Annotated in this window: 19 protein-coding genes; 6 read left to right on the plus strand and 13 right to left on the minus strand. The window is 69.9% G+C overall.

Translation table 11 applies throughout. The annotated features are described in order from the left end of the window. Positions 1-14: 14 nt before the first annotated feature. The 6 genes from QFZ61_RS14390 to argC all read right to left on the minus strand — a co-directional run bounded on the left by QFZ61_RS14390 (position 15) and on the right by argC (position 6,116). On the minus strand, positions 15-545 hold the full coding sequence (locus QFZ61_RS14390) for an arginine repressor (RefSeq protein WP_307037141.1): 531 nt from the start codon (positions 543-545) through the stop codon (positions 15-17). After that, the gene (gene argF / locus QFZ61_RS14395; protein WP_307037143.1) at positions 545-1,582 is read right to left on the minus strand and encodes an ornithine carbamoyltransferase; all 1,038 of its coding nucleotides are present in this window, start codon (positions 1,580-1,582) and stop codon (positions 545-547) included. The genes QFZ61_RS14390 and argF overlap by 1 nt, the downstream gene beginning before the upstream one ends. Next, on the minus strand, positions 1,579-2,805 hold the full coding sequence (locus tag QFZ61_RS14400) for an acetylornithine transaminase (RefSeq protein ID WP_307038229.1): 1,227 nt from the start codon (positions 2,803-2,805) through the stop codon (positions 1,579-1,581). Before QFZ61_RS14400 ends, argF begins: the two co-directional genes overlap by 4 nt. A gap of 107 nt (positions 2,806-2,912) precedes the next feature. Further along, positions 2,913-3,872, minus strand: coding sequence for an acetylglutamate kinase (gene argB, locus QFZ61_RS14405; RefSeq protein WP_307037144.1), 960 nt, complete (start codon positions 3,870-3,872; stop codon positions 2,913-2,915). Positions 3,873-3,921: 49 nt separating this feature from the next. Beyond that, entirely contained in the window at positions 3,922-5,088 is a 1,167-nt protein-coding gene (gene argJ / locus QFZ61_RS14410) for a bifunctional glutamate N-acetyltransferase/amino-acid acetyltransferase ArgJ (protein ID WP_307037146.1), read from the minus strand. Beyond that, positions 5,085-6,116: an N-acetyl-gamma-glutamyl-phosphate reductase gene (gene argC, locus QFZ61_RS14415; RefSeq protein ID WP_307037148.1), complete on the minus strand. Its 1,032-nt coding sequence runs from the start codon at positions 6,114-6,116 to the stop codon at positions 5,085-5,087. Before argC ends, argJ begins: the two co-directional genes overlap by 4 nt. A 136-nt stretch (positions 6,117-6,252) precedes the next feature. On the opposite strand from argC, the gene QFZ61_RS14420 reads away from it, so the two are divergent. The 3 genes from QFZ61_RS14420 (at position 6,253) to QFZ61_RS14430 (ending at position 9,499) form a co-directional block, all read left to right on the plus strand. Continuing rightward, on the plus strand, positions 6,253-7,098 hold the full coding sequence (locus tag QFZ61_RS14420; protein ID WP_307037150.1) for an SMP-30/gluconolactonase/LRE family protein: 846 nt from the start codon (positions 6,253-6,255) through the stop codon (positions 7,096-7,098). Positions 7,099-7,199: 101 nt separating this feature from the next. Further along, positions 7,200-8,165, plus strand: coding sequence for a quinone oxidoreductase (locus tag QFZ61_RS14425; RefSeq protein WP_307037152.1), 966 nt, complete (start codon positions 7,200-7,202; stop codon positions 8,163-8,165). Positions 8,166-8,167: 2 nt separating this feature from the next. Continuing rightward, entirely contained in the window at positions 8,168-9,499 is a 1,332-nt protein-coding gene (locus tag QFZ61_RS14430) for a M1 family metallopeptidase (RefSeq protein WP_307037154.1), read from the plus strand. Here the strand turns inward: QFZ61_RS14430 and QFZ61_RS14435 are convergent. The 3 genes from QFZ61_RS14435 to pheS are packed head-to-tail and all read right to left on the minus strand — an operon-like array spanning position 9,466 to position 13,816. Continuing rightward, positions 9,466-10,167: a 4'-phosphopantetheinyl transferase superfamily protein gene (locus QFZ61_RS14435; protein ID WP_307037156.1), complete on the minus strand. Its 702-nt coding sequence runs from the start codon at positions 10,165-10,167 to the stop codon at positions 9,466-9,468. The two genes, QFZ61_RS14430 and QFZ61_RS14435, sit on opposite strands and share 34 nt — an antisense overlap. A 41-nt stretch (positions 10,168-10,208) precedes the next feature. Beyond that, positions 10,209-12,752 carry a phenylalanine--tRNA ligase subunit beta gene (gene pheT / locus QFZ61_RS14440; protein WP_307037159.1) on the minus strand — a complete coding sequence of 848 codons (2,544 nt, stop codon included), beginning with the start codon at positions 12,750-12,752 and terminating at the stop codon, positions 10,209-10,211. Between the two features lie 2 nt (positions 12,753-12,754). Continuing rightward, positions 12,755-13,816, minus strand: a complete 1,062-nt coding sequence (gene pheS, locus QFZ61_RS14445) for a phenylalanine--tRNA ligase subunit alpha (RefSeq protein WP_307037160.1) — start codon at positions 13,814-13,816, stop codon at positions 12,755-12,757. A 214-nt stretch (positions 13,817-14,030) separates the two neighbouring features. Here pheS and QFZ61_RS14450 point away from each other — a divergent pair, with 214 nt between their 5' ends. Both QFZ61_RS14450 and QFZ61_RS14455 read left to right on the plus strand, forming a co-directional pair. Then, a complete protein-coding gene (locus QFZ61_RS14450) occupies positions 14,031-14,501 on the plus strand; it encodes a hypothetical protein (RefSeq protein ID WP_307037162.1) in 471 nt (156 codons plus the stop codon). A gap of 2 nt (positions 14,502-14,503) precedes the next feature. Then, positions 14,504-15,145, plus strand: a complete 642-nt coding sequence (locus QFZ61_RS14455; RefSeq protein ID WP_307037164.1) for an SIMPL domain-containing protein — start codon at positions 14,504-14,506, stop codon at positions 15,143-15,145. Between the two features lie 13 nt (positions 15,146-15,158). On the opposite strand, the gene pcp is transcribed toward QFZ61_RS14455, so the two are convergent. Next, complete coding sequence (gene pcp, locus QFZ61_RS14460; protein WP_307037165.1) at positions 15,159-15,800, minus strand: pyroglutamyl-peptidase I; 642 nt, start codon at positions 15,798-15,800, stop codon at positions 15,159-15,161. 96 nt (positions 15,801-15,896) lie between these two features. Between pcp and QFZ61_RS14465 the strand changes: the two genes are divergently transcribed. Beyond that, positions 15,897-17,102, plus strand: a complete 1,206-nt coding sequence (locus QFZ61_RS14465) for an Rv2578c family radical SAM protein (protein WP_307037167.1) — start codon at positions 15,897-15,899, stop codon at positions 17,100-17,102. 45 nt (positions 17,103-17,147) lie between these two features. Here QFZ61_RS14465 and QFZ61_RS14470 read toward each other — a convergent pair whose 3' ends face one another. Genes QFZ61_RS14470 through QFZ61_RS14480 form a run of 3 tightly spaced genes read right to left on the minus strand, consistent with a single transcriptional unit; the run spans position 17,148 to position 20,052 of the window. Next, entirely contained in the window at positions 17,148-18,521 is a 1,374-nt protein-coding gene (locus QFZ61_RS14470) for an NAD(P)(+) transhydrogenase (Re/Si-specific) subunit beta (RefSeq protein WP_307037169.1), read from the minus strand. Next, entirely contained in the window at positions 18,518-18,895 is a 378-nt protein-coding gene (locus tag QFZ61_RS14475; protein WP_307037171.1) for an NAD(P) transhydrogenase subunit alpha, read from the minus strand. The genes QFZ61_RS14470 and QFZ61_RS14475 overlap by 4 nt, the downstream gene beginning before the upstream one ends. Then, positions 18,895-20,052 carry a Re/Si-specific NAD(P)(+) transhydrogenase subunit alpha gene (locus QFZ61_RS14480; RefSeq protein ID WP_307037173.1) on the minus strand — a complete coding sequence of 386 codons (1,158 nt, stop codon included), beginning with the start codon at positions 20,050-20,052 and terminating at the stop codon, positions 18,895-18,897. The genes QFZ61_RS14475 and QFZ61_RS14480 overlap by 1 nt, the downstream gene beginning before the upstream one ends. Positions 20,053-20,063 lie beyond the last annotated feature (11 nt).

A 20,063-nucleotide genomic window follows, 5' to 3' on the forward strand; every position in this document is an offset into this window, starting at 1 on the left:
TTCATGGCTTAGGGTCACTGCCCGGCCTCTTCGGCCAGCTGCAGGAAGCGGGCCGCCGTGGCGGCCCCGCCGAGCGGGTCCCGGGTGACCAGCAAGACGGTGTCGTCCCCGGCGATGGTGCCCAGGATCGACGGCATCACCGAGTGGTCGATCGCGAGGGCGAGGAAGTTCGCGGCCCCTGGCGGGGTGCGGAGCACCACGAGGTTTCCGGAGGCCTCCGCCGTGACCAGCAGTTCCCCGCACAGCCGGGCGAGCCGGGCGTCGAGGATTTCCTGGGTCACACCGCTCTTGGCGCCGCGTTCCCCGCCTTCCCCCGGGACCGCATAGACGAGCACGCCGTCCTTGCCCCGGACCCGGACGGCCCCGAGCTCCACCAGGTCGCGGGACAGGGTCGCCTGGGTGACCTGGACGCCGTCGTCGGCGAGCAGGGCCGCGAGCTCGGCCTGCGAGCGGACCGATTCACCGGTGAGGATCGCGGTGATCCGCGACTGCCGGGCCGTCTTGGTGGCCGGGCTGGCCCCCTGGGCGGCGGGCTGGACGGACATCAGTCCAGCCCGTCGGCGGCGGCCGGCGCGTCAACCCGCGCTAGGCCCTCGACGACGGCAAGGCCGGAGCGGTGCAGCAGCCACGCCATCAGGGCCTTCTGCGCGTGCAGCCGGTTCTCGGCCTCGTCCCAGACCACCGACTGCGGGCCGTCGATTACGCCGGCAGAGATCTCGTACCCGCGATACGCCGGGAGGCAGTGCAGCACGACAGCATCCGGTGCCGCGAGCGTCATTGCATCCTCGTCCACCGAGTAGGCACGGAAGAGCTGCAGCCGGGCTTCCTTCTCGGCTTCCTGGCCCATCGACACCCAGGTGTCCGTGGCGACGACGTCGGCTCCGCGAAGTGCCTCGGCGGCGTCGACGGTGACCAGCACGGATCCGCCGGTCTGGGCGGCGCGCTCCTCGGCGGCGGCGACGATTTCCGGGGCGGGCAGGTAGCCCTCGGGGCCGGTGATCCGTACGTGCATGCCGGCGGTGACGCCGGCAAGCAGGTAGGAATTTGCCATGTTGTTGGCGGCGTCGCCCAGGTAGGTCATCGTGAGGCCCGCCAGGCTGCCCTTGTGTTCCTTGATGGTCAGCAGGTCCGCCAGCAGTTGGCAGGGGTGGTAGTCATCGCAGAGGGCGTTGATCACCGGGACGCGGGAGTTCTCGGCCATGGCCACGAGGCCGGCGTGTGCGCCGGTCCGCCACACAATGGTGGACACCATCCGCTCAAGCACCTTGGCGGTGTCCTCGACGGATTCCTTGTGGCCGATCTGCGCCTCGCCGGGGTTGATGATCAGCGCGTTGCCGCCCAGATCGGCGATGCCGGTGGCGAAGGACACCCGGGTGCGGGTGGAGGTCTTGTCGAAGATCACGGCGACGGTCTTGCGCCCGTTGCCCTCGGCGGCGAACGGCTGGACGCTGTACGGGGCAGCCTTCATCCGGAGCGCCAGGTCCAGGACCTCCGCCTGCTCGGCCGGGCTGAGGTCGGTGTCTTTGAGGAAATGGCGGGTGGGCACTGCGGCAGGCAGCGTTGGAGTCGTAGGGGCGGTCACTGGGCGTCCTTTGCGGTCTGGAGGAGAGCCGGCAGCGCGGCGAGGAAACGGTCGGCCTGGTCCGTGGTGAGGATCAGCGGCGGCGCGAGCCGGATGGTGTGCGGGCCGGGGCTGTTGACGATGAAACCGGCGTTCAGGCCTGCGGTGACGACGGCGGGAGCGACGTCGGCGTCGAGGTCGAAGCCGATGAGCAGGCCTTCGCCGCGGACCTCCGTCACGCCGTCGATTCCGGCCAGGCCGGAGCGCAGGTGCTCCCCCACCTCCCGGACGTGCTCAAGGACCTGCTGGGATTCCAGCACGTGCAGGGTGGCCAGGGCCGCCGCGGTGGCCACCGGGTTGCCGCCGAACGTGGTGCCGTGCTGGCCGGCGGACAGCAGAGAAGACACGTCCGGGCCGAAAGTGACGAGGGCGCCGATCGGGAACCCGCCGCCCAGGCCCTTGGCGAGGGTCACGGCGTCGGGGACGATGCCGGCGTCCTCGCTGGCCAGCCACTTGCCGGTCCGGCCGATGCCGGTCTGGACCTCGTCCAGGATCAGCAGGGCGCCGGCTGCGGTGGTGGCCTCGCGGGCGGCCCTGAGGTAGCCGGCCGGCAGCGGACGGACGCCGGCCTCGCCTTGGATCGGTTCGAGGAAGACGGCAGCGGTGGTGTCGTCGATCTCGGCGAGGAGGGCGTCGATATCCCCGAACGGGACGTGCACGACGCCGCCGGGCAGCGGGGCGAACGGCGCCCGGTAGGCCTCCTTGGCGGTCAGCGCCAGGGCGCCCATGGTGCGGCCGTGGAAGGCACCCTCAAGAGCGATGACTTTGGTGCGCGGGAACGCTGGACTGTCCGGGCTGGCGCCCGTGTTCCGCCGGGCCAGTTTGAAGGCGGCTTCGACGGCCTCGGTGCCGGAGTTGGCGAAGAATACCTTGGACCCGGCCGGGGCCTTGGCAATTTCCAGCAGCTTCTCGGCCAGCGCTACTTGTGTGGGGCTGGTGAAGAAGTTGGAGACGTGGCCAAGGGTGGCGAGCTGGCTGGAAATCACGGAGGTGACGAACGGGTGGGCGTGGCCCAGCGCATTGACCGCGATCCCGCCGAGCAGGTCCAGGTACTCCTTGCCGTCGGCGTCCCAGACCAGGCAGCCGGCACCGCGCACCAGCACCCGCTGCGGGGTCCCGAAGACGCCCAGCAGCGAGGATGAGTAGCGGGCGAGCCAGTCGGCGCCACTGCTCATTCCCGTCATAACGGACGCTGTGGGGACCGAGCCGGCGATGGGGGCGCGGGTGTGGTCGGGCACCGCGAAGCGGGCGGGGGCCCCATCGCCGGTCGGCCGCGAACCTGCAGTTTCGTTCATGCTTTCACTTCCTCGTCCGGGACGATCTGGGTGCCGATGCCGGCGGTGGTGAAGGTTTCCAACAGCATGGAGTGCGCCAGCCGGCCGTCCACGATGTGCGCACGCTCCACCCCGCCGTCGACGGCCTTGAGGCAGGCTTCCATTTTGGGGATCATCCCCGACTCCAGGTCCGGCAGCAGCCGGCGCAGTTCGGAGGCGGTGAGCGAGGAGATCAGCGAGGAGCGGTCCGGCCAGTTGGCGTAGAGGCCTTCGACGTCGGTCAGGATCACGAGCTTGGACGCGCCGAGGGCCTCGGCGAGGGCGGCGGCGGCGGTGTCCGCGTTGACATTCAGGACCTGGCCGGTGGTCTGTGCCTGCTTTGATCCGGCGTCGAGTGCGCCGTCGTTCTCGATCTCCGGGGCAACGGTCGAGATCACCGGGATCCGGCCGGCCGCGATGATGTCCAGGATGCCCTCCGGGTTCACCCCGACGACTTCGCCGACCAGGCCCAGGTCCACTTCTTCACCATCCACCAGGGTGCCGGTGCGGATTGCGCGCAGCAGCCCGCCGTCCTCGCCGGACATCCCGACGGCGTAGGGGCCGTGCGAGTTGATCAAGCCCACCAGCTCACGCCCAACCTGGCCGGTGAGGACCATGCGGACCACGTCCATGGCCTCGGGCGTGGTGACGCGCAGGCCGCCTTTGAACTCGGATTCGATGCCGAGCCGGCTGAGCATGGCGTTGATCTGCGGACCGCCGCCGTGCACGACGACGGGGTGGATGCCGACGTGGTGCAGGAAGACGACGTCTTCGGCGAAGGCGCGCTGGAGTTCGTCATTGACCATGGCGTTGCCGCCGTACTTGATCACCATGGTGGTTCCGGCAAAACGCTGGATCCAAGGCAGCGCCTCGATCAGTGTGCCGGCCTTGTCCTGTGCGGCCGCCATGGAGGTGGTCTCACGGGGCTGGGTGTTCATCAGTGTCTGTCCTTCTGCTCGTCCCTGCTCTGCCTACCTTGCAACGGGCTCAGCTGGAGTAGGCGCTGTTTTCGTGGACGTACTCGTGGGTGAGGTCGTTGGTCCAGATGGTCGCTTCCGCGGCGCCGGCCTGCAGGTCGATCTCAACCAGGACTTCGCGCGGCTCCAGGTCAACGAGGTTGCGGTCCTCGCCGATGCTGCCGTTGCGGCAGATCTGCACGCCGTTCATGGCGACGTTGAGCCGGTCGGGTTCGAAGGCGGCATCGGTGGTGCCGACGGCGGACAGCACCCGGCCCCAGTTGGGGTCCTTGCCGAAGATCGCGGTTTTGAAGAGGTTGGAGCGGGCCACGGCCCGGCTGACCACTTCGGCGTCCTTTTCGCTCGCGGCGTTGAAGGTGCGGATGGCGATGTCGTGGCTGGAGCCTTCGGCGTCCCCGATCAGCTGGCGGGCCAGGTCCGCGCACACCTGGGTCAGGCCCTTGCCGAAGGCGCTGGCCGAGGGCACGGCCCCGGTGGCGCCGGAGGCCAGCAGCACCACGGTGTCATTGGTGGACATGCAGCCGTCCGAGTCCGCCCGGTCGAAGGTGACCCGGGTGGCGTCCCGGAGTACGACGTCGAGCAGTTCGGGTTGGACCTCCGCGTCGGTGGTCAGGACCACAAGCATGGTGGCCAGGCCCGGGGCGAGCATGCCGGCGCCCTTGGCCATGCCGCCGATGGTGAATTCCCGGCCTTCGGCGTCGGTGCCGGTGAAGACCGCCTGCTTGGACACCGAGTCGGTGGTCATAATGGCGGCTGCGGCCGCCGGGCCGCCGTCGGTGGCCAGTTCGCCTGCGGCGGCGCCGATCGCGGGGATGAGCTTGTCCATCGGAAGCTGCTCGCCGATCAGCCCGGTGGAGCAGACGAAGACGTCCGTGGCTGACACGCCGAGCACCTCGGCGGTCTTTTCCGCCGTGCTGTGGGTGTTTTGGAAGCCCTGCGGACCCGTGCAGGCGTTGGCGCCGCCGGAGTTGAGGATGACCGCGTCGACCCGGCCGTCCTTGACCACCTCACGGGACCAGTGCACCGGCGCCGCCGCCACCCGGTTGGAGGTGAAAACGGCCGCGGCTGCCTTGTTGGGGCCGTCGTTGACCACGAGGGCCAGGTCCGGGTTTCCCGAGGCTTTAAGGCCGGCCTTGACGCCGGCGGCCCGGAATCCCTTGGGCGCGGTGATGCTCACGGTGCGACTCCCTGCAGTTCGAGGCCGGCGGTTTCCGTCAGGCCGAGGGCGATGTTCATGGACTGCACGGCGCCGCCGGCGGTCCCCTTAGTGAGGTTGTCGATGGCGCAGGTGACGATGACGCGGCCGGTGTGTTCGTCGAAGGCGAGCTGCAACACGGCGTGGTTGGAGCCCTGCACGGATTTCGTGGTGGGCCATTGGCCTTCCGGCAGCAGGTGGACGAACGGTTCCTCATCGTAGGCGTCCGCCCAGGCGCGGCGCAGTTCCGCGGCGGTCACGCCGGCACGGACCTTTGCCGTGGCTGTGGCCAGGATGCCCCGGCTCATGGGCGCGAGCGTGGGGGTGAACGACACGGTGACCGGCGCACCCAGCGCGTTGGAGAGTCCCTGTTCGATTTCCGGAGTGTGCCGGTGACCGCCGCCGACGCCGTACGGGGTCATGGAACCCATCACCTCGGCGCCGATCAGGTTCACCTTGGCGGCTTTGCCCGCCCCGGAGGTGCCGGAGGCGGCGACGATCACGACGTCGTCCCCCTGCAGCAGACCGTTGCTGAAGCCCGGGGTGAGGGCCAGCAGGGCCGACGTCGGGTAGCAGCCCGGCACGGCGATCCGGTTCGCGCCGCGGAGGGCCTCCCGCTGTCCGGGCAGCTCCGGCAGCCCGTACGGCCAGGTGCCGGCGTGCTCCGAGCCGTAGAACTTCTCCCAGGCCGCGGCGTCCTCCAGCCGGTGGTCGGCGCCGGCGTCGATCACGACTGTTCCGGCGGGCAGCTGCGCGGCGATCCCCGCGGAGGCGCCGTGCGGCAGCGCGAGGAACACGACGTCGTGCCCGGCGAGGTTTTCCACCGTGGTGTCCTCGAGGATCCGGTCCGCCAGGCCATGGAGATGGGGCTGCAGTTCCCCTAGTCTGGATCCAGCGTTGCTGTGCGCGGTGATGGCGCCGATGGTGACGTCCGGATGTCCGGCCAGGAGCCGGAGCACCTCGCCGCCGGCGTAGCCGCTGGCGCCGGAAACGGCAACAGTAATAGTCATAGCGTCGAGTATACAGCAAGACTATGCACCGCTGTCGATATTTATGCATGCCCGCGTGGGCCAGCCCCTGCTGGCCCGCGGGAGCTGGCGCTACTAAGGTCTACCGGAAGCGCTACAACACTCGGAGGCGGACTTCATGCAGGCAGAACAGTGCACCGACCCGGTCGCCTACCACGGCGAGGGCCCGGTCTGGTCCGCAGCCTGGGGCGCCCTGCGCTGGGTGGACATGCTCGCCGGCGACGTTCTGTCGCTGGCCGAATCCGGCGCCGTCACGCGCCGCCACGTCGGCACGGTCGCTGCCGCGTTGCGGCCGCGGCAGGGCGGCGGCTCGGTAATCGGCGTCGAGCGCGGCTTCTGTCTGGAGGCTGCCGACGGGACGCTGACCCGGCTGGACGAGGTGTGGGCCGACGCCGGTATCCGAATGAACGAAGGTGCCTGCGATCCTGACGGCCGGTTTTACTGCGGTTCGATGGCCTACGATCAGCGGCCCGGCGCCGCCGCGCTGTACCGGCTCGACCCGGACGGCTCATGCCACCGGGTGCTGCAGGACATCACCATTTCCAACGGCCTGGACTGGAGCCCGGACGGTTCCCTCGCCTACTACAACGACACGGCGACCCACGCTGTCGCCGTTTTCGACTACCACCGTGACGCGGGGCTGACCGGGCGGCGCACCTTCGTTCGCATGCGCGACGACGAGCAGCCCGACGGGCTCACGGTGGACGCGCAGGGCGGCGTCTGGGTCGCGGTCAACGGTTCGGGCGAGGTCCGGCGGTATACCCCTGAAGGGCGCCTCGACGGCGTCGTGCACGTTGCGGCCCGCCAGGTGACCGCCTGCACCTTCGGCGGACCGGACCTGCGCCAGCTGTACATCACGACCTCGCGCGAGCACCTGGAGCCAGGCGACGATCCGCTGGCCGGATCCCTCTTCCGGGCGGACGTCGGCGTGGCCGGGCTGGCCGTACGCGAGTTCGCGGGTTAGGTTCCGGCCGTGCAGCGGGAGGGCCTTCGCCGCCGGCGCCGGGGTGCCTAGGATGGGTTGAGATCCGGGCCAGGAAAGTCCAGTCCCGGGAAAGGAGACACATGACGCACGCAATTGTCGCCCGCCAGTCCGGCGGTCCGGAGGTCCTCGAACTGGCCGAGGTCGACCGCCCGGTTCCCGGTCCCGGCCAGCTGCTGATCAAGGTCGCCGCCATCGGCGTGAACTTCATCGACACCTACAAGCGCAGCGGCGTCTATAAAGTGCAGTACCCCTTCATTCCCGGCTCCGAAGCCTCCGGCACCGTTGAGGAAACCGGCGACGGCGTGACCGGCTTTTCCGCCGGGGACCGGGTGGCCACCGCCGAAGGCCTGAACTGCTACGCCGGATACGCCCTCGTCGACGCCGACAAGGCGCTGCCGGTGCCCCGCGGCGTTGACGACTTTACCGCCGCGGCCCTCCCCCTGCAGGGCATCACCGCGCACTACCTGATCAACTCCTCGTTCAAGGTCGAGCCGGGCCATACCGTGCTGTTGCACGCCGGCGCCGGCGGCGTCGGCCTGCTGCTGATCCAGTTGCTCAAGGCCCGCGGAGCGACGGTCATCACCACCGTCTCCACCGACGAGAAGGAGGCGCTGGCCCGGGAGGCCGGCGCGGACCACGTGCTGCGCTACGAGGGCTTTGCCGCCCGGGTACGCGAACTGACCGGCGGCGCCGGCGTCCACGTGGTGTACGACGGCGTCGGCAAGGACACGTTCGATGATTCCCTGGCCGCCCTTCGGATCCGCGGCACTCTGGTGCTCTTCGGCGCCGCGTCCGGCCCGGTGCCGCCCGTCGACCCGCAGCGACTCAACACCGGCGGCTCGCTGTACCTGACCCGCCCCACCATCACCCACTTCCTTCAGGATGCGCAGGAACGCCGCTGGCGTTCCGATGAGCTCTTCGCCGCGGTGGCAGACGGGAGCCTGAAAGTCCGTATCGGGGCGCGGTACGACCTGGCCGACGCCGCGACGGCCCACACCGACCTGGAGCAGCGGCGCACCACCGGCAAGGTCATCCTGGTGCCCTAACAATGGACCGCACCGCAGTGCCCGCAACCGACCCGGACCCGTACCTGCCGGGCCAGGGCAGCGCCGCCTACCGGGTCGCGCGGTACGAACTGGACCTCGAATACCGGGTGGACAACAACCGGCTGACCGGCCGGGCGGTGCTGCACGCGGTGGCCCGGCAGGAGAGCGCCTCGGTTGTCCTGGACCTGGCCGGGTTGCGGGTCACCGAGGTGCTGATGCCGGGCAGGAAGGTGCGCAAATTCAAGCAGCGGGCCGACCGGCTCGTCGTCGTTCCCGATGCGGCCTTGCTGCCCGGCGACACCTTTACGGTGGACATCCGCTATAAAGGCAAGCCCTCGCCCCGCCGGGGCTTTTGGGGCGAGGTGGGCTGGGAGGAACTGACCGACGGCGTCCTGGTCGCCGGCCAGCCCAACGGCGCGCCGTCGTGGTTCCCCTGCAACGACCACCCCGGGGACAAGGCCAGCTACCGCATCACCGTGACCACCGACGCCGGCTACCGCGCGATCTGTAACGGGGTGCTCGTCGCACACGAGGCCCGGTCCGGCCAGGCGACCTGGGTCTACGAGCAGTCCGAGCCAATGGCCAGCTACCTTGCAACGGTCCAGATCGGCCGGTACGAACAGTTCCAGCTCAACCCGGACCGGGCCGGCGGCGACGTCGCGCAAACTGCCGCCGTTCCGGGCCGGCTGTCCGTCAAGGCCCAGGCCGCCCTGGCCCGTCAGCCCGAAATGATGCGGACCTTCACCAGCTGTTTCGGACCCTATCCCTTCGCGGACTACACCGTGGTGGTGACCGGGGATGCGCTGGAAATACCGCTGGAGGCCCAGTCCCTGTCCATTTTCGGCCGCAACCATCTGGGGCACGACTGGGATTCGCAGCGCCTGATAGCGCACGAACTGTCGCACCAGTGGTTCGGGAACTCCCTGACGGCAGCCTCGTGGAAGGACATCTGGCTGCACGAAGGCTTCGCCTGCTACGCCGAGTGGCTCTGGTCCGAGGCCGCCGGAATCATGACCGCCGCGGACCGGGCCCGGGAAGCCTGGCGGACGCTGCACCGGGAGGGCCAGGACCTGCTGATCGGGAACCCGGGGCCGGAACGGATGTTCGATGACCGGGTCTACCTCCGCGGTGCCCTGGCCCTGCACGCGCTGCGGGTCCGGTGTAGTGATGCTGCTTTCTTTGCGCTCCTGCGGGACTGGACTGCCAGCCACCGGCACGGTTCCGTTTCCACGCAGGACTTCGTCGCGGCGGCGGGGGCGGCCACCGGGACGGACACGGCGGCCCTGCTGTACCCGTGGCTTTACGAGGAAGCGCTCCCGCCGCTGCCGGGCTGATATGCGTCGCGGCCGGCCCCGTCCGGCATCCCGGACAGGGCGACGGCGGCTGCGAAGCGGGCGGGCAGTCCGGTCTCGGCCGGCGGAAGATCCCGGATGCCCGGGTGGTGCAGCACGTCCAATGCGTCCGGGGCGGTGCGCAGCCCGGTTCCGCACAGCTTCAGCCAGGCCTCTTTGCGTGCCCACAGCCGGGCCCGGGCCGAGACGAGCGCCGCGGCGGACAGGCCGCTGAGGCTCGCGCGTTCGGCCGGCCCCAGTGCGACGTCGTCGAACCCGTCGAAATCCGCGCCGGCCGGGTCCTGGACGTCGACGCCGAGCAGCAGCCCGGTTGGCGGATCCGGCACCGCGGCCAGCAAAACCCAGCCCGCACTGCGGGAGAGGCTCAGCAGCAGCGGCGCCGGCACGCCGTGGAGACTGTAACCGGGCCTGCCGTGTGCGCTTCCCGGGCCGCAGCGCGGACAGTCATAGGCGGCCGTGAGCCCCGACGCCGGCACGCCCAGCAGTTCCGCGGCGAACTGGCGCTGGGCAACGCGGCCGGCGAGGAACGCCGCCCGGGGACCGGGGGCCATTCCGTGGGCGCGTGCCAGCTCCACGTTATCCAGCGCCTCGCGGGCGGCCGGGGGTACGGGAAAGGGCGGGACGGCCCGCAAAATCAGTTGCGCTGCCATCGTCCCGCCCTTCCCTGGTTCCGGCTGGCGCCGGACTGTGCTTACCTCTGGACGGCCCCGAACCGCTCGTGTGCGGCGGCCATCGCGCTGTCCCGGGCGGCGGAGGCCTCCTCCGCGGTCAGCGTCCGGTCCGGGGCGCGGAAACGGAGGTTGAAGGCCAGCGACTTCTTGCCTTCCTCGATGCCCTTGCCCGCGTAAACGTCGAACAGGGACAGCTCCTCAAGCAGCTCCCCCGCACCCTCGCGCAGGGCGGCCAGCACGTCATCCGCCGGAACGTCGGCGCCCACCACGAGGGCCACGTCCTGGGTCGCAACCGGGTAGCTGGAAATGTGCCGGGCGACGATCACGTCCGCGGCCGCGTCGAACAGGGCGTCGGCGTTCAGCTCCAGCGCCACCGAACGGGCCGGCAGGTCATACCCGGCAAGCAGCTTGGGGTGCAGTTCGCCGGCGTAGCCCACGACTTCGCCGGTGCGGAGCGCCAACTGGGCGGCCCGCCCCGGGTGGAAGGCCTGGTGCTGGCCCTGGCTGATGACGAGTTCGACACCGAGGACGTCACTGGCGAGCCGGGCGATGTCCAGGGCGTCGGCCCAGTCCCAGGCCCGGGGTGTGTGCGCCGGTGACGCGGGGGTGTCGTGGCCGGTCAGCACGGCGGCAAGGTGCAGCGGCTGGTCCGGAACGCCGTCGTACAGGCCGTCCAGCACCTCATCGGCGGGTTTGGCGCCAAGCGGCGGGATCGCGGCGGTGCCGAGCGTTTCACCGGGCAGGAAAACCAGCCCGGCCTCGAAGAGCGCCAGGTCGCGGAAACCGCGGGAATGGTTGCGCTTGGCGACCTCGATGAGGCCCGGCAGGATGGAGGTCCGGAGGTACCCGTGCTCCTCGCTGATGGGGTTGGCCAGCTTCAGCGCCGTCCGTTCCGCGTCCGCAGCCGGCACCCCGAAGGTGTCGTTGGCGGCCTTCGAAACGAACGGGTAGGCCAGCACCTCGGTGAGGCCTGCGTCGGCGAGAGCCTGGATGAGCCGGCGGCGCTGCTGCTGCACGCGGGTCAGTCCGCGGCCCGGAGGAGCCACCGGCAGGGTCGCGGGAATCTGGTCGTATCCGACCAGCCGGGCGATCTCCTCGGACAGGTCTTCCTTGGTTTCCAGATCCGTGCGCCAGCTTGGCGCCGTGACACGGTAGCCGGTACCGGTCTTTTCGACGGCGGCGCCCAGGTCACGGAGCGAGGTGAGGATCTGGCCCTCGGTGAAGTCCACGCCGATCCGTTCCGCGGCGAAGGCCGCGGGCAGTTCGACGGCGACGGAGTCCGGTGCGGTGCCGACGTCGGTCCCTTCGGCCACGGCGGTGCCGCCGGCAAGCTGGACCAGGAGGTCGACGGCGCGCTGGGCAGCCACGTGGGCGACCTGCCAGTCCACGCCGCGTTCAAAGCGTTTGGACGCCTCGGAGGGCAGCTTGTGGCGGCGGCGCGAGCGGGCAATCGAGACTTCCTCGAAGTGCGCCGCTTCAATCAGGATGGTTGACGTCGCGTCGCTGACCTCTGTTGCGGCGCCGCCCATCACGCCGGCGACGCCGATCGGGCCGGAGCCGTCGGTGATCAGGAGGTCCTCGGCGTCGAGCGTACGTTCCTTGCCGTCCAGGGTCTTGAGCTTTTCATCGGCGACGGCGCGGCGGACCACGATGTCGCCGGAGAGCTTGTCCTGGTCGTAGAAGTGCAGCGGCTGGCCCAGCTCCAGCATGACGTAGTTGGAGATGTCCACCGGCAGCGAGATGGACCGCATGCCGGCGAGCCGGAGCCGGGAGGACATCCACGGCGGTGTGGGCCGTGTGGCGTCCACACCGCGGACGCTGCGGGCCACGAAGCGGTCACAGCCGGGCTTGCCGTAGATCGGGCCGTCGTCGTTGAGCTTCACGCCGTAGCCACCGGAGAGTTCCGCCGGGGCCTGCACGTTGGCGGCCGGGTCGGTGAACGGGGTGCCGGTGGCGTGGGCGTATTCCCGGGCCACGCCGCGGATGGAGAACGCATAGCCGCGGTCAGGGGTGACGTTGATTTCGGCGGCCTGGTCGTACAGACCGAGCAGCTCCATGGCGTCGGTGCCGATTTCCGGGTCCAGTCCGATGCGCGAGAGCACCAGGATGCCGTCGTGGTCCTCGCCGATGCCGAGCTCCCGCACGGAAGCGATCATGCCGGCGGAGAGGTGTCCGTAGGTTTTCCGGGCCGAGATCCGGAAGTCGCCGGGCAGCACGGCTCCCGGAAGGGTCACCACAACCTTGTCGCCTTCCACGAAGTTGTGGGCGCCGCAGATGATGCCCTGCACACCGGACGGGTCGATGCCTTCGCCGGTGAGTGTCTGCTGCTGGCCTTCGGGAACCACCCGGACCTGGCACCAGTTGATGGTCTTGCCGTTGGTCTGCGGCTCCTTCACCAGGCTGAGGACCTGGCCCACCACGATGGGGCCCTGCAGGGTGTCCGTGGGCCGGTGCACTGCTTCTTCTTCAAAGCCGACTTTGACCAGGTCCGCCATGACGTCTTCGGCCGTCGCTCCGGCCGGTACGGCCGCGAATTCACGCAGCCAGGAAAGGGGGATACGCACTGTTAGATCTCCATCCCGAAGTGCTCGCTGAAACGTACGTCGCCTTCGATCATGTCCCGCATGTCGCCGACCTCGTTGCGGAACATGAGGGTCCGCTCGATGCCCATGCCGAAGGCAAAACCTGAATAGATGTCCGGGTCAATCCCGGCGGCGCGGAGCACGTTGGGGTTGACCATGCCGCAGCCGCCCCATTCGATCCAGCTGGGCCCGCCTTTGGCGCCGGGGTGCCAGATGTCCAGCTCCGCGGAGGGTTCCGTGAAGGGGAAGTAGTTGGGGCGCAACCGGATCCGGGCGTCACCGCCGAACATCTGCCGCGCGAAGTGCTCCAGGGTGCCGCGGAGGTCCGCCATGCTGAGCTTCTTGTCAATCGCCAGGCCTTCGAACTGGTGGAAGACCGGGGTGTGGGTGGCGTCAAGCTCGTCGGTGCGGAACACCTTGCCGGGGCACAGCACGTAAATGGGCAGGTCACGTTCGAGCATGGAACGGACCTGCACCGGCGACGTATGGGTGCGCATCACCAGGTGCGCTTCGGGCGGCTCGACGAAGAAGGTGTCCTGCATCTCGCGGGCCGGGTGATCCGGCTTGAAGTTCAGCGCGTCGAAGTTGAACCATTCCGACTCGACTTCGGGGCCTTCGGCAATTTCCCAGCCCATGCCGACGAAGATGTCCGCGACGCGGTCCTGCAGGGTCGACAGCGGGTGCCTGGCACCGGCCCGGCGCCGGCGGGGCGCGGCGGTCACGTCCACGGTCTCCTCGACCAGGATTCGGGCGTCGTTTTCGGCGACGAGTTCATCGGTGCGGTCCGCGAGCGCCTTGTTGACGCGTCCCCGCGAGGCACCCATGAGCTTGCCGGCGGCGGCTTTCTGGTCCTTGGGCAGGCCGCCGATTTCACGGTTGGCGAGGCTCAGAGCGGATTTCTCACCGGTGTGGGCGAGGCGCACGGCTTTAAGTTCATCGAGTGTCGAAGCGGCGGCGATGGCGGCGACGGCCTGGTCCACGGCGGCGGTGATGGCGGCTTCGTCCAGAGGGTTCGGGACGGCGGCGCCCGGCAAAGTTTCAGTCATCTACTGTTCTTAGCTACGAGTCGGGTCATGCCAACGCGGGGCCTTCTCCAAGTGCGGGACTCGGAGCATGGGGACCCTCTCGTTGACAAAGGGCAGGCCCGTCACAGTCGCTCCGGCGGGCACTCCCCTCCAGTCTAGTTGAACGGGCTCCCCCGGCCCGTCCTCCCGGGCAGCACCTGACCGGCGGGCGCCCGTCCCCCGCTACCATGGCCTCATGACGACCGGACAGCGCCTGCGGCAACTGGCCAACGTGCTGAATGCCTCGACGCCGCTGGGGTTGCTGCTGGCCGCGTGCGCGGGCTGTTCCGTGCGCCCCGGGCCGCGGGGCCTGCTGATCGCCACCGGCTACCGCTGGCGGCTGCCCGTCGCGGCAGCGTTCACCGTGGGCAACGTGGTGCTGTACCGGGCCGGGCCGGCCGAAGCCGCGGACAACCACCTGCTGCTGGGGCACGAGGAGCGGCACAGCACCCAGTACGCCTGCTGCTTCGGCGTGCCGTTCCTGCCGGCGTATTTCCTCGCAACCGCCTGGTCCTGGTGGCGGACCGGCAACCCCGGTTCAGCGAACCTTTTCGAGCGGCACGCCGGGCTTCAGGCCGGCGGCTACCCGCCGGCGTTCCCTGGACGCGCCGCAAGGAAGTCCGGAGTAAAAGCCGGCAGTACAGCCCCCGAGCAGAACGAGGCATGAACATGACCGAGGATCCCAGAACCGTTTCGGTCACCGGATCCGGCACCGCGGAAGCCGCGCCGGACCTGCTGACTCTCTCCATCGGCGTCGAATGCCGCCGTGCCGATGTCGCTACGGCGTACAGAGACGCAGCCGGCGCCTCGTCCGCGATCACGGCAGTGCTGCGCGGCCACGGCGTGGCGAACCCGGACATCACGACGTCGGGCCTGAACCTTCGGGCCGAGGTCAGCTGGCAGGAGGGCCGCGGCCAGCTCGTCTCCGGCTATCTTGCCTCCACCATGCTCAGCGTCCGGCTCCGCGACATTTCGGACTCCGCGGGGATCATCTCCGCCGCTGTGGCGGCCGGCGGGGACGAGGTCCGGCTCAACGGCCTTCAGCTCGGGTTCGCGGACGCTGAGGATGTCGAGGCGCGCGCCCGTGAGGCTGCGTGGAACGATGCCCGGACCCGCGCTGAACACTTCGCAGCGCTGGCCGGTGCCCGGCTGGGCAAAGTTCTCTCGGCGGCCCAGCACTCCTCGGCGGCACCGCCGCTGCCGCTGGCGGGGGGCCTGCAGCGGGCGGCGGCCTCCGAACCCCTGGCCGTGGAGGCGGGCAGCGCCAGCGTGACCACAGCCCTCGACGTCGTCTGGGAACTGCTGGATTGACGAGCGCACGCCGCTAGTGGGTGGCGCCCGCGGAGACCTTGAGGTCCTCCGCGGTCGCCAGCGCGGTACGGACGACGACGGCGAGCGCCTCCGTCATCTGCTCCAGCGGCAGGGAGGCCACACCGCCGTCGGGCCGGACCTGGTCCGGGCCGTACGGCACGTGGACAAAGCCGGCACGCACCCCCGGCGTGAGCCGCACGGCGTGCATCAGCCCGTAAAAGACGTGGTTGCAGACATAGGTCCCGGCCGACTGGGACACCTCGGCAGGAATGCCCGCCGCCTGCAGCGCCGAAAGCGCCGCCTTCACCGGCAGGGTGCTGAAGTAGGCGGCCGGGCCGTCCGGGACCACCGGCTCGTCGACGGGGGCCTTGCCGGCGTTGTCCGGGATCCGGGCGTCATCGCAGTTGATCGCGACGCGCTCCAGGGAGATCCCGGCACGTCCTCCCGCCTGGCCGGCACAGAGCACCAGCTCCGGACGGTGTTTGGCAAGGGCGGCGCGCAGGGCTTCGATGGCGTCGCCAAAGACGCAGGGCAACTCCACGGCGACGGCCTTGTGTCCTGCCGCTTCCAGCAACGCCGCCGCCCCGCGCGCCGCGGCCCAGGAAGGATTGGTGGTTTCGCCGCCGAAGGGCTCAAAGCCGGTCAGGAGAATCATGCGCCCAGCCTAGCAACGCCCCGACACGGTGTCCGGCCGCCTCCGGCGCGAGCTCGCATCCTTGACTTAAGGTCGAACATATATTCGAATGGACCCATGAGATGGGACGCGCAGGCACTCCGACCGACCGGTGCAGCACCTGGGCTGGACGCGGCAGCTGACGAACAGGCGGCTGATCCCTCCGGGGCCGGAGCAGCAGGTCCCGTGCCGCCCTCCGGCGGTTCATCCTCCCCCTCCGTCTCCTCTTCCCGGGCAGCGACGCCGGCGTTGCTGCCGCTCGTGGGATTGGTGCGGTCGGTCACCACTCCTGAGTTTGCCGGCGTCACTTTTCATGAGGTCACTGCCAAATCGGTGCTCAACAAAGTGGCTCCCGGTTCACGCATGCCGTTCGAGTGGACCATCAACCCCTACCGCGGCTGCAGCCACGCCTGCGTCTACTGTTTCGCGCGCAAGACCCACACCTACCTGGACTTCGATGCGGGCCTGGACTTTGACAGCCAGGTGGTGGTCAAGATCAATGCCGCGGAGGTGCTGCGCCGGGAACTGGCGAAGCCTTCCTGGCAGCACCAGCACGTGGCCCTGGGCACTAACACCGACCCGTACCAGCGGGCCGAGGGCCGGTATCAGCTGATGCCCGGCATCATCGGCGCCCTGGCGGACTCCGGCACTCCCCTGTCCATCCTCACCAAGGGCACACTGCTGGCCCGGGACATCCCCCTGCTCAAGCACGCAGCCGCCCAGGTCCCGGTCGGCGTCGGTATCTCGCTTGCCATGACGGACGAACGGCTCTCGGAGGCGGTGGAACCAGGAACACCCGGCCCGCGGGCGAGGCTCAAGCTGGTATCGAGGCTCCGGGAGGCGGGGCTGCCCTGCGGCGTGATGGCGATGCCGATCCTGCCGTGGCTTTCCGATTCCGATGACGCACTCGATTCGCTCTTCGGTTCACTTGCCGCGGCCGGTGCCACCGGCGTGACGGCCGGAGCCCTCTACCTCAAGCCGGGCACCCGGGAATGGTTCATGCAGTGGATCGCGAAGGAGCACCCACAGCTGGTCGGAAAGTACCGCCGGTTGTACGGCAGCGGTTCCTATGCCTCCAAGGAATACCGGGCCTGGCTGGCCGGCCGGATCCGGTATTTCAAGACCCGGCATGGCTTCCTGGGCTCCTCGGGATTCAGCCACCGGGACCTCAATGAGGACCCCCGGGAAGAGGAAGCACAGTATCCCGCCGGCAGCATCCCCGAGCCGACCGCCCGAGGAGCGGCCCACACCTCTGCCGTGGCCGCCCAGCCCACGCTCTTCTGAACGGTAAGCAACGCCGCGCACCCCAGGTATCGGTGGGGATTACACCTAGAGGACCTTGACCGCGCCGAGGACCTTCGAGAGCGAGTCCTTGGCGTCGCCGAACAGGAGGGTGGTCTTGGGGTCATACAGGAGTTCGTTCTCGATGCCGGCAAAGCCCGGGCGCATCGAGCGTTTGAGGAACACCACCTGCTGGGACTGGACCACCTCCAGGATCGGCATGCCGTAGATCGGCGACCCGGGCGAGGACTTCGCGGCCGGGTTAACGACGTCGTTCGCGCCCACCACCAGGGCGACGTCCGTGTTGGCGAACTCCGGGTTTACCTCGTCGAGTTCCCGCAGCGACTCGTAGGGTACGTTCGCTTCAGCCAGCAGTACGTTCATGTGCCCCGGCATCCGGCCCGCGACCGGATGGATGGCGAAGACGACCTCTACCCCGCGGGCGGCCAGGGCGGTGGCAAGCTCCGCCACGGTGTGCTGGCCCTGCGCGACCGCGAGTCCGTAGCCGGGCACGATCACCACGCGTTCGGCGTAGCCGAGCTGGACAGCGACGTCCTCGGCCGAGGAGGAGCGCACCGGCCGGTCGCTGACCGTGGTGGACCCGGCGGTGGAGCCGCCCCGGAAAGCGCCGAACATGATGCCGGCGACGCCGCGGCCCATGGCGGCGGCCATCACCTTGGTGAGGATGGTGCCGCTGGCCCCCACGAGCGTCCCGGCGACGAGCAGCAGCACGTTGCCGAGGACGATCCCGGACGCGGCGACGGCGAGGCCGGTGAAGGCGTTGAGCAGCGAGATCACGATCGGCACGTCGGCGCCGCCCACCGGGAGCACCAGCAGCAGCCCCGCGGCCAGGCCCAGCACCAGCAACGCCCCGGCCCAGCCGGGGGCGCCGGTGAGTACGACGAGGCCGCCGGCGGCCAGCGCGCCAGCCACAACCAGCACCATCACCACCGGCATGCCGGGGAAAAGCAACGGGCGGGTGCTGATTAGTTCCTGCAGCTTCCCCACGGTGACGGCCGACCCGGCGAAGGACACTGCTCCGACCAGCATGGTGAAGACGACCGCGAGCCGTACCCACGGGTCGGCGCTGTGGCCCAGTTCCAGCACGGCGACGAGGGCGGCCGCTCCGCCGCCGACGCCGTTGAACAGGGCGACCAGCTGCGGCATCTGGGTCATCTGCACGCGCCGTGCCACCGGCACGGCGACGGCTGAGCCGACGGCGATAGCTCCGAGGATCAGCGGCATGTTCTCCAGCCGTGCCGAGAGGAACACGGCCAGCACCGCCACCGCGGCGCCGGCGGCACCGACGGCGTTGCCGCGCCGGGCCGTCCGCGGTGAGCTCAGGCCCTTGAGCGCGAGGATGAAGCAGACTGCCGCCGCGAGGTACAGCAGCGCGGTCCAGCCCGGCGCCAGGACGCTCATCGCCGTTCCTCCCCCGCCGCGCCGGCGGTTCCCGGTGTGATGGCCGCTTGCCCGCTCCCCGATTCGGGTGCCCGGCCCGGACCGGCCGCGGCAAGGACTTTGCGCGGGCCGAACATCTCCAGCATCCGGTCGGTGACCACGAAGCCGCCGACCAGGTTTACGGTGGCGAGGACGACGGCGAGCAGTGCGACCCCGAGCAGCCAGGGGTCGGCGGCCTGGCCGGCGACGATGACAGCCCCGACGAGAATGATGCCGTGGATGGCGTTCGCGCCCGACATCAGCGGAGTGTGCAGCTTGCTGGTGACCTTGGAGACGACTTCGAAGCCGACGAAGACCGCGAGGACCACCACGGTGAGTAACGTGACTGCGTCCATCAGTGCCGGGCCTCCATTGCTGCCGCTGTGCCGGCGTGCCGGACGGCGCCGTCGTGGGTGAGACACGCTCCGGCGACGACCTCGTCGTCGAAGTCCGGGGCGACCGTACCGTCGGAGGTCATCAGGGCGAGCAGGTTGGCGACGTTTTTGGCGTACAGACGGGAGGCGTCCGAAGCGACGGCGGACGCGGCGTCCTGCAGTCCCACCAGGGTGACGGCGCCGCCGGGCACCGGGACCAGGACGTCGCGTCCGGGCACGACGCCCTCCACGTTGCCGCCGGATTCGGCGGCGAGATCCACGACGACGGAGCCGGCCCGCATGCCGGCGACCATCTCGGCGGTCACCAGCAGCGGGGCTGCACGCCCGGGAATCGCCGCCGTCGTAATCAGCACGTCCGCCGCGGCGACGTGCGGCGCCAGCAGCGCCCGCTGCCTGGCGGCCCGGTCCTCCCCGAGTTCGCGGGCGTAACCGCCACCGCCCTCCGCGGACGCGTCCGCAGTCCGGGTGTCGAGCTCCAGGTTGATGAAGGTGCCGCCCATCGAGGCGACCTCGTCGGCGGACGCGGCGCGGATGTCGTTCGCCGAGACCCGCGCGCCGAGCCGTTTCGCGGTGCCAATGGCCTGCAGGCCCGCGACGCCGGCACCGAGCACCAGCACCCTGGCCGGCGGGATGGTTCCGGCTGCGGTCATATAGAGCGGAAAAAACCTTGGGTAGCGTGACGCTGCCTCCAGCACGGCGCGGTAGCCGGCGACGAGCGATTGGGAACTGAGCGCGTCCATGGACTGTGCCCGGGAGATCCGCGGGACCAGTTCGAGGGCGAAGGCCGTCACGCCGACGGCGGCGAGGGCCCCGACGGTTTGCAGTTCCGACGCCGGGGACGCGAAGCCGATGGTGACCGCACCGGGCTTCAATGCGGCGGCGGTCTCCGGCGTGAGCGGGCGTACGTGCAACAGGACATCGATGGCCGGCAACGGAAGCTCCGCAGTGAGGGTGGCCCCCGCCGCCTCATAGTCGGCGTCGCCGCAGCCGGAGGCCGTACCGGCGCCACGCTCCACCAGCACTGCAAGTCCGAGGCCCGTCAGCTGCCGTACCGTCTCCGGCGTCGCCGCAACCCGGCGTTCCCCCGCACGCTGTTCCCGTCTGACACCGACCTGCACGCCCAGCTCCT

The organism is Arthrobacter sp. B3I4, assembly GCF_030816855.1.
Taxonomy (GTDB): domain Bacteria; phylum Actinomycetota; class Actinomycetes; order Actinomycetales; family Micrococcaceae; genus Arthrobacter.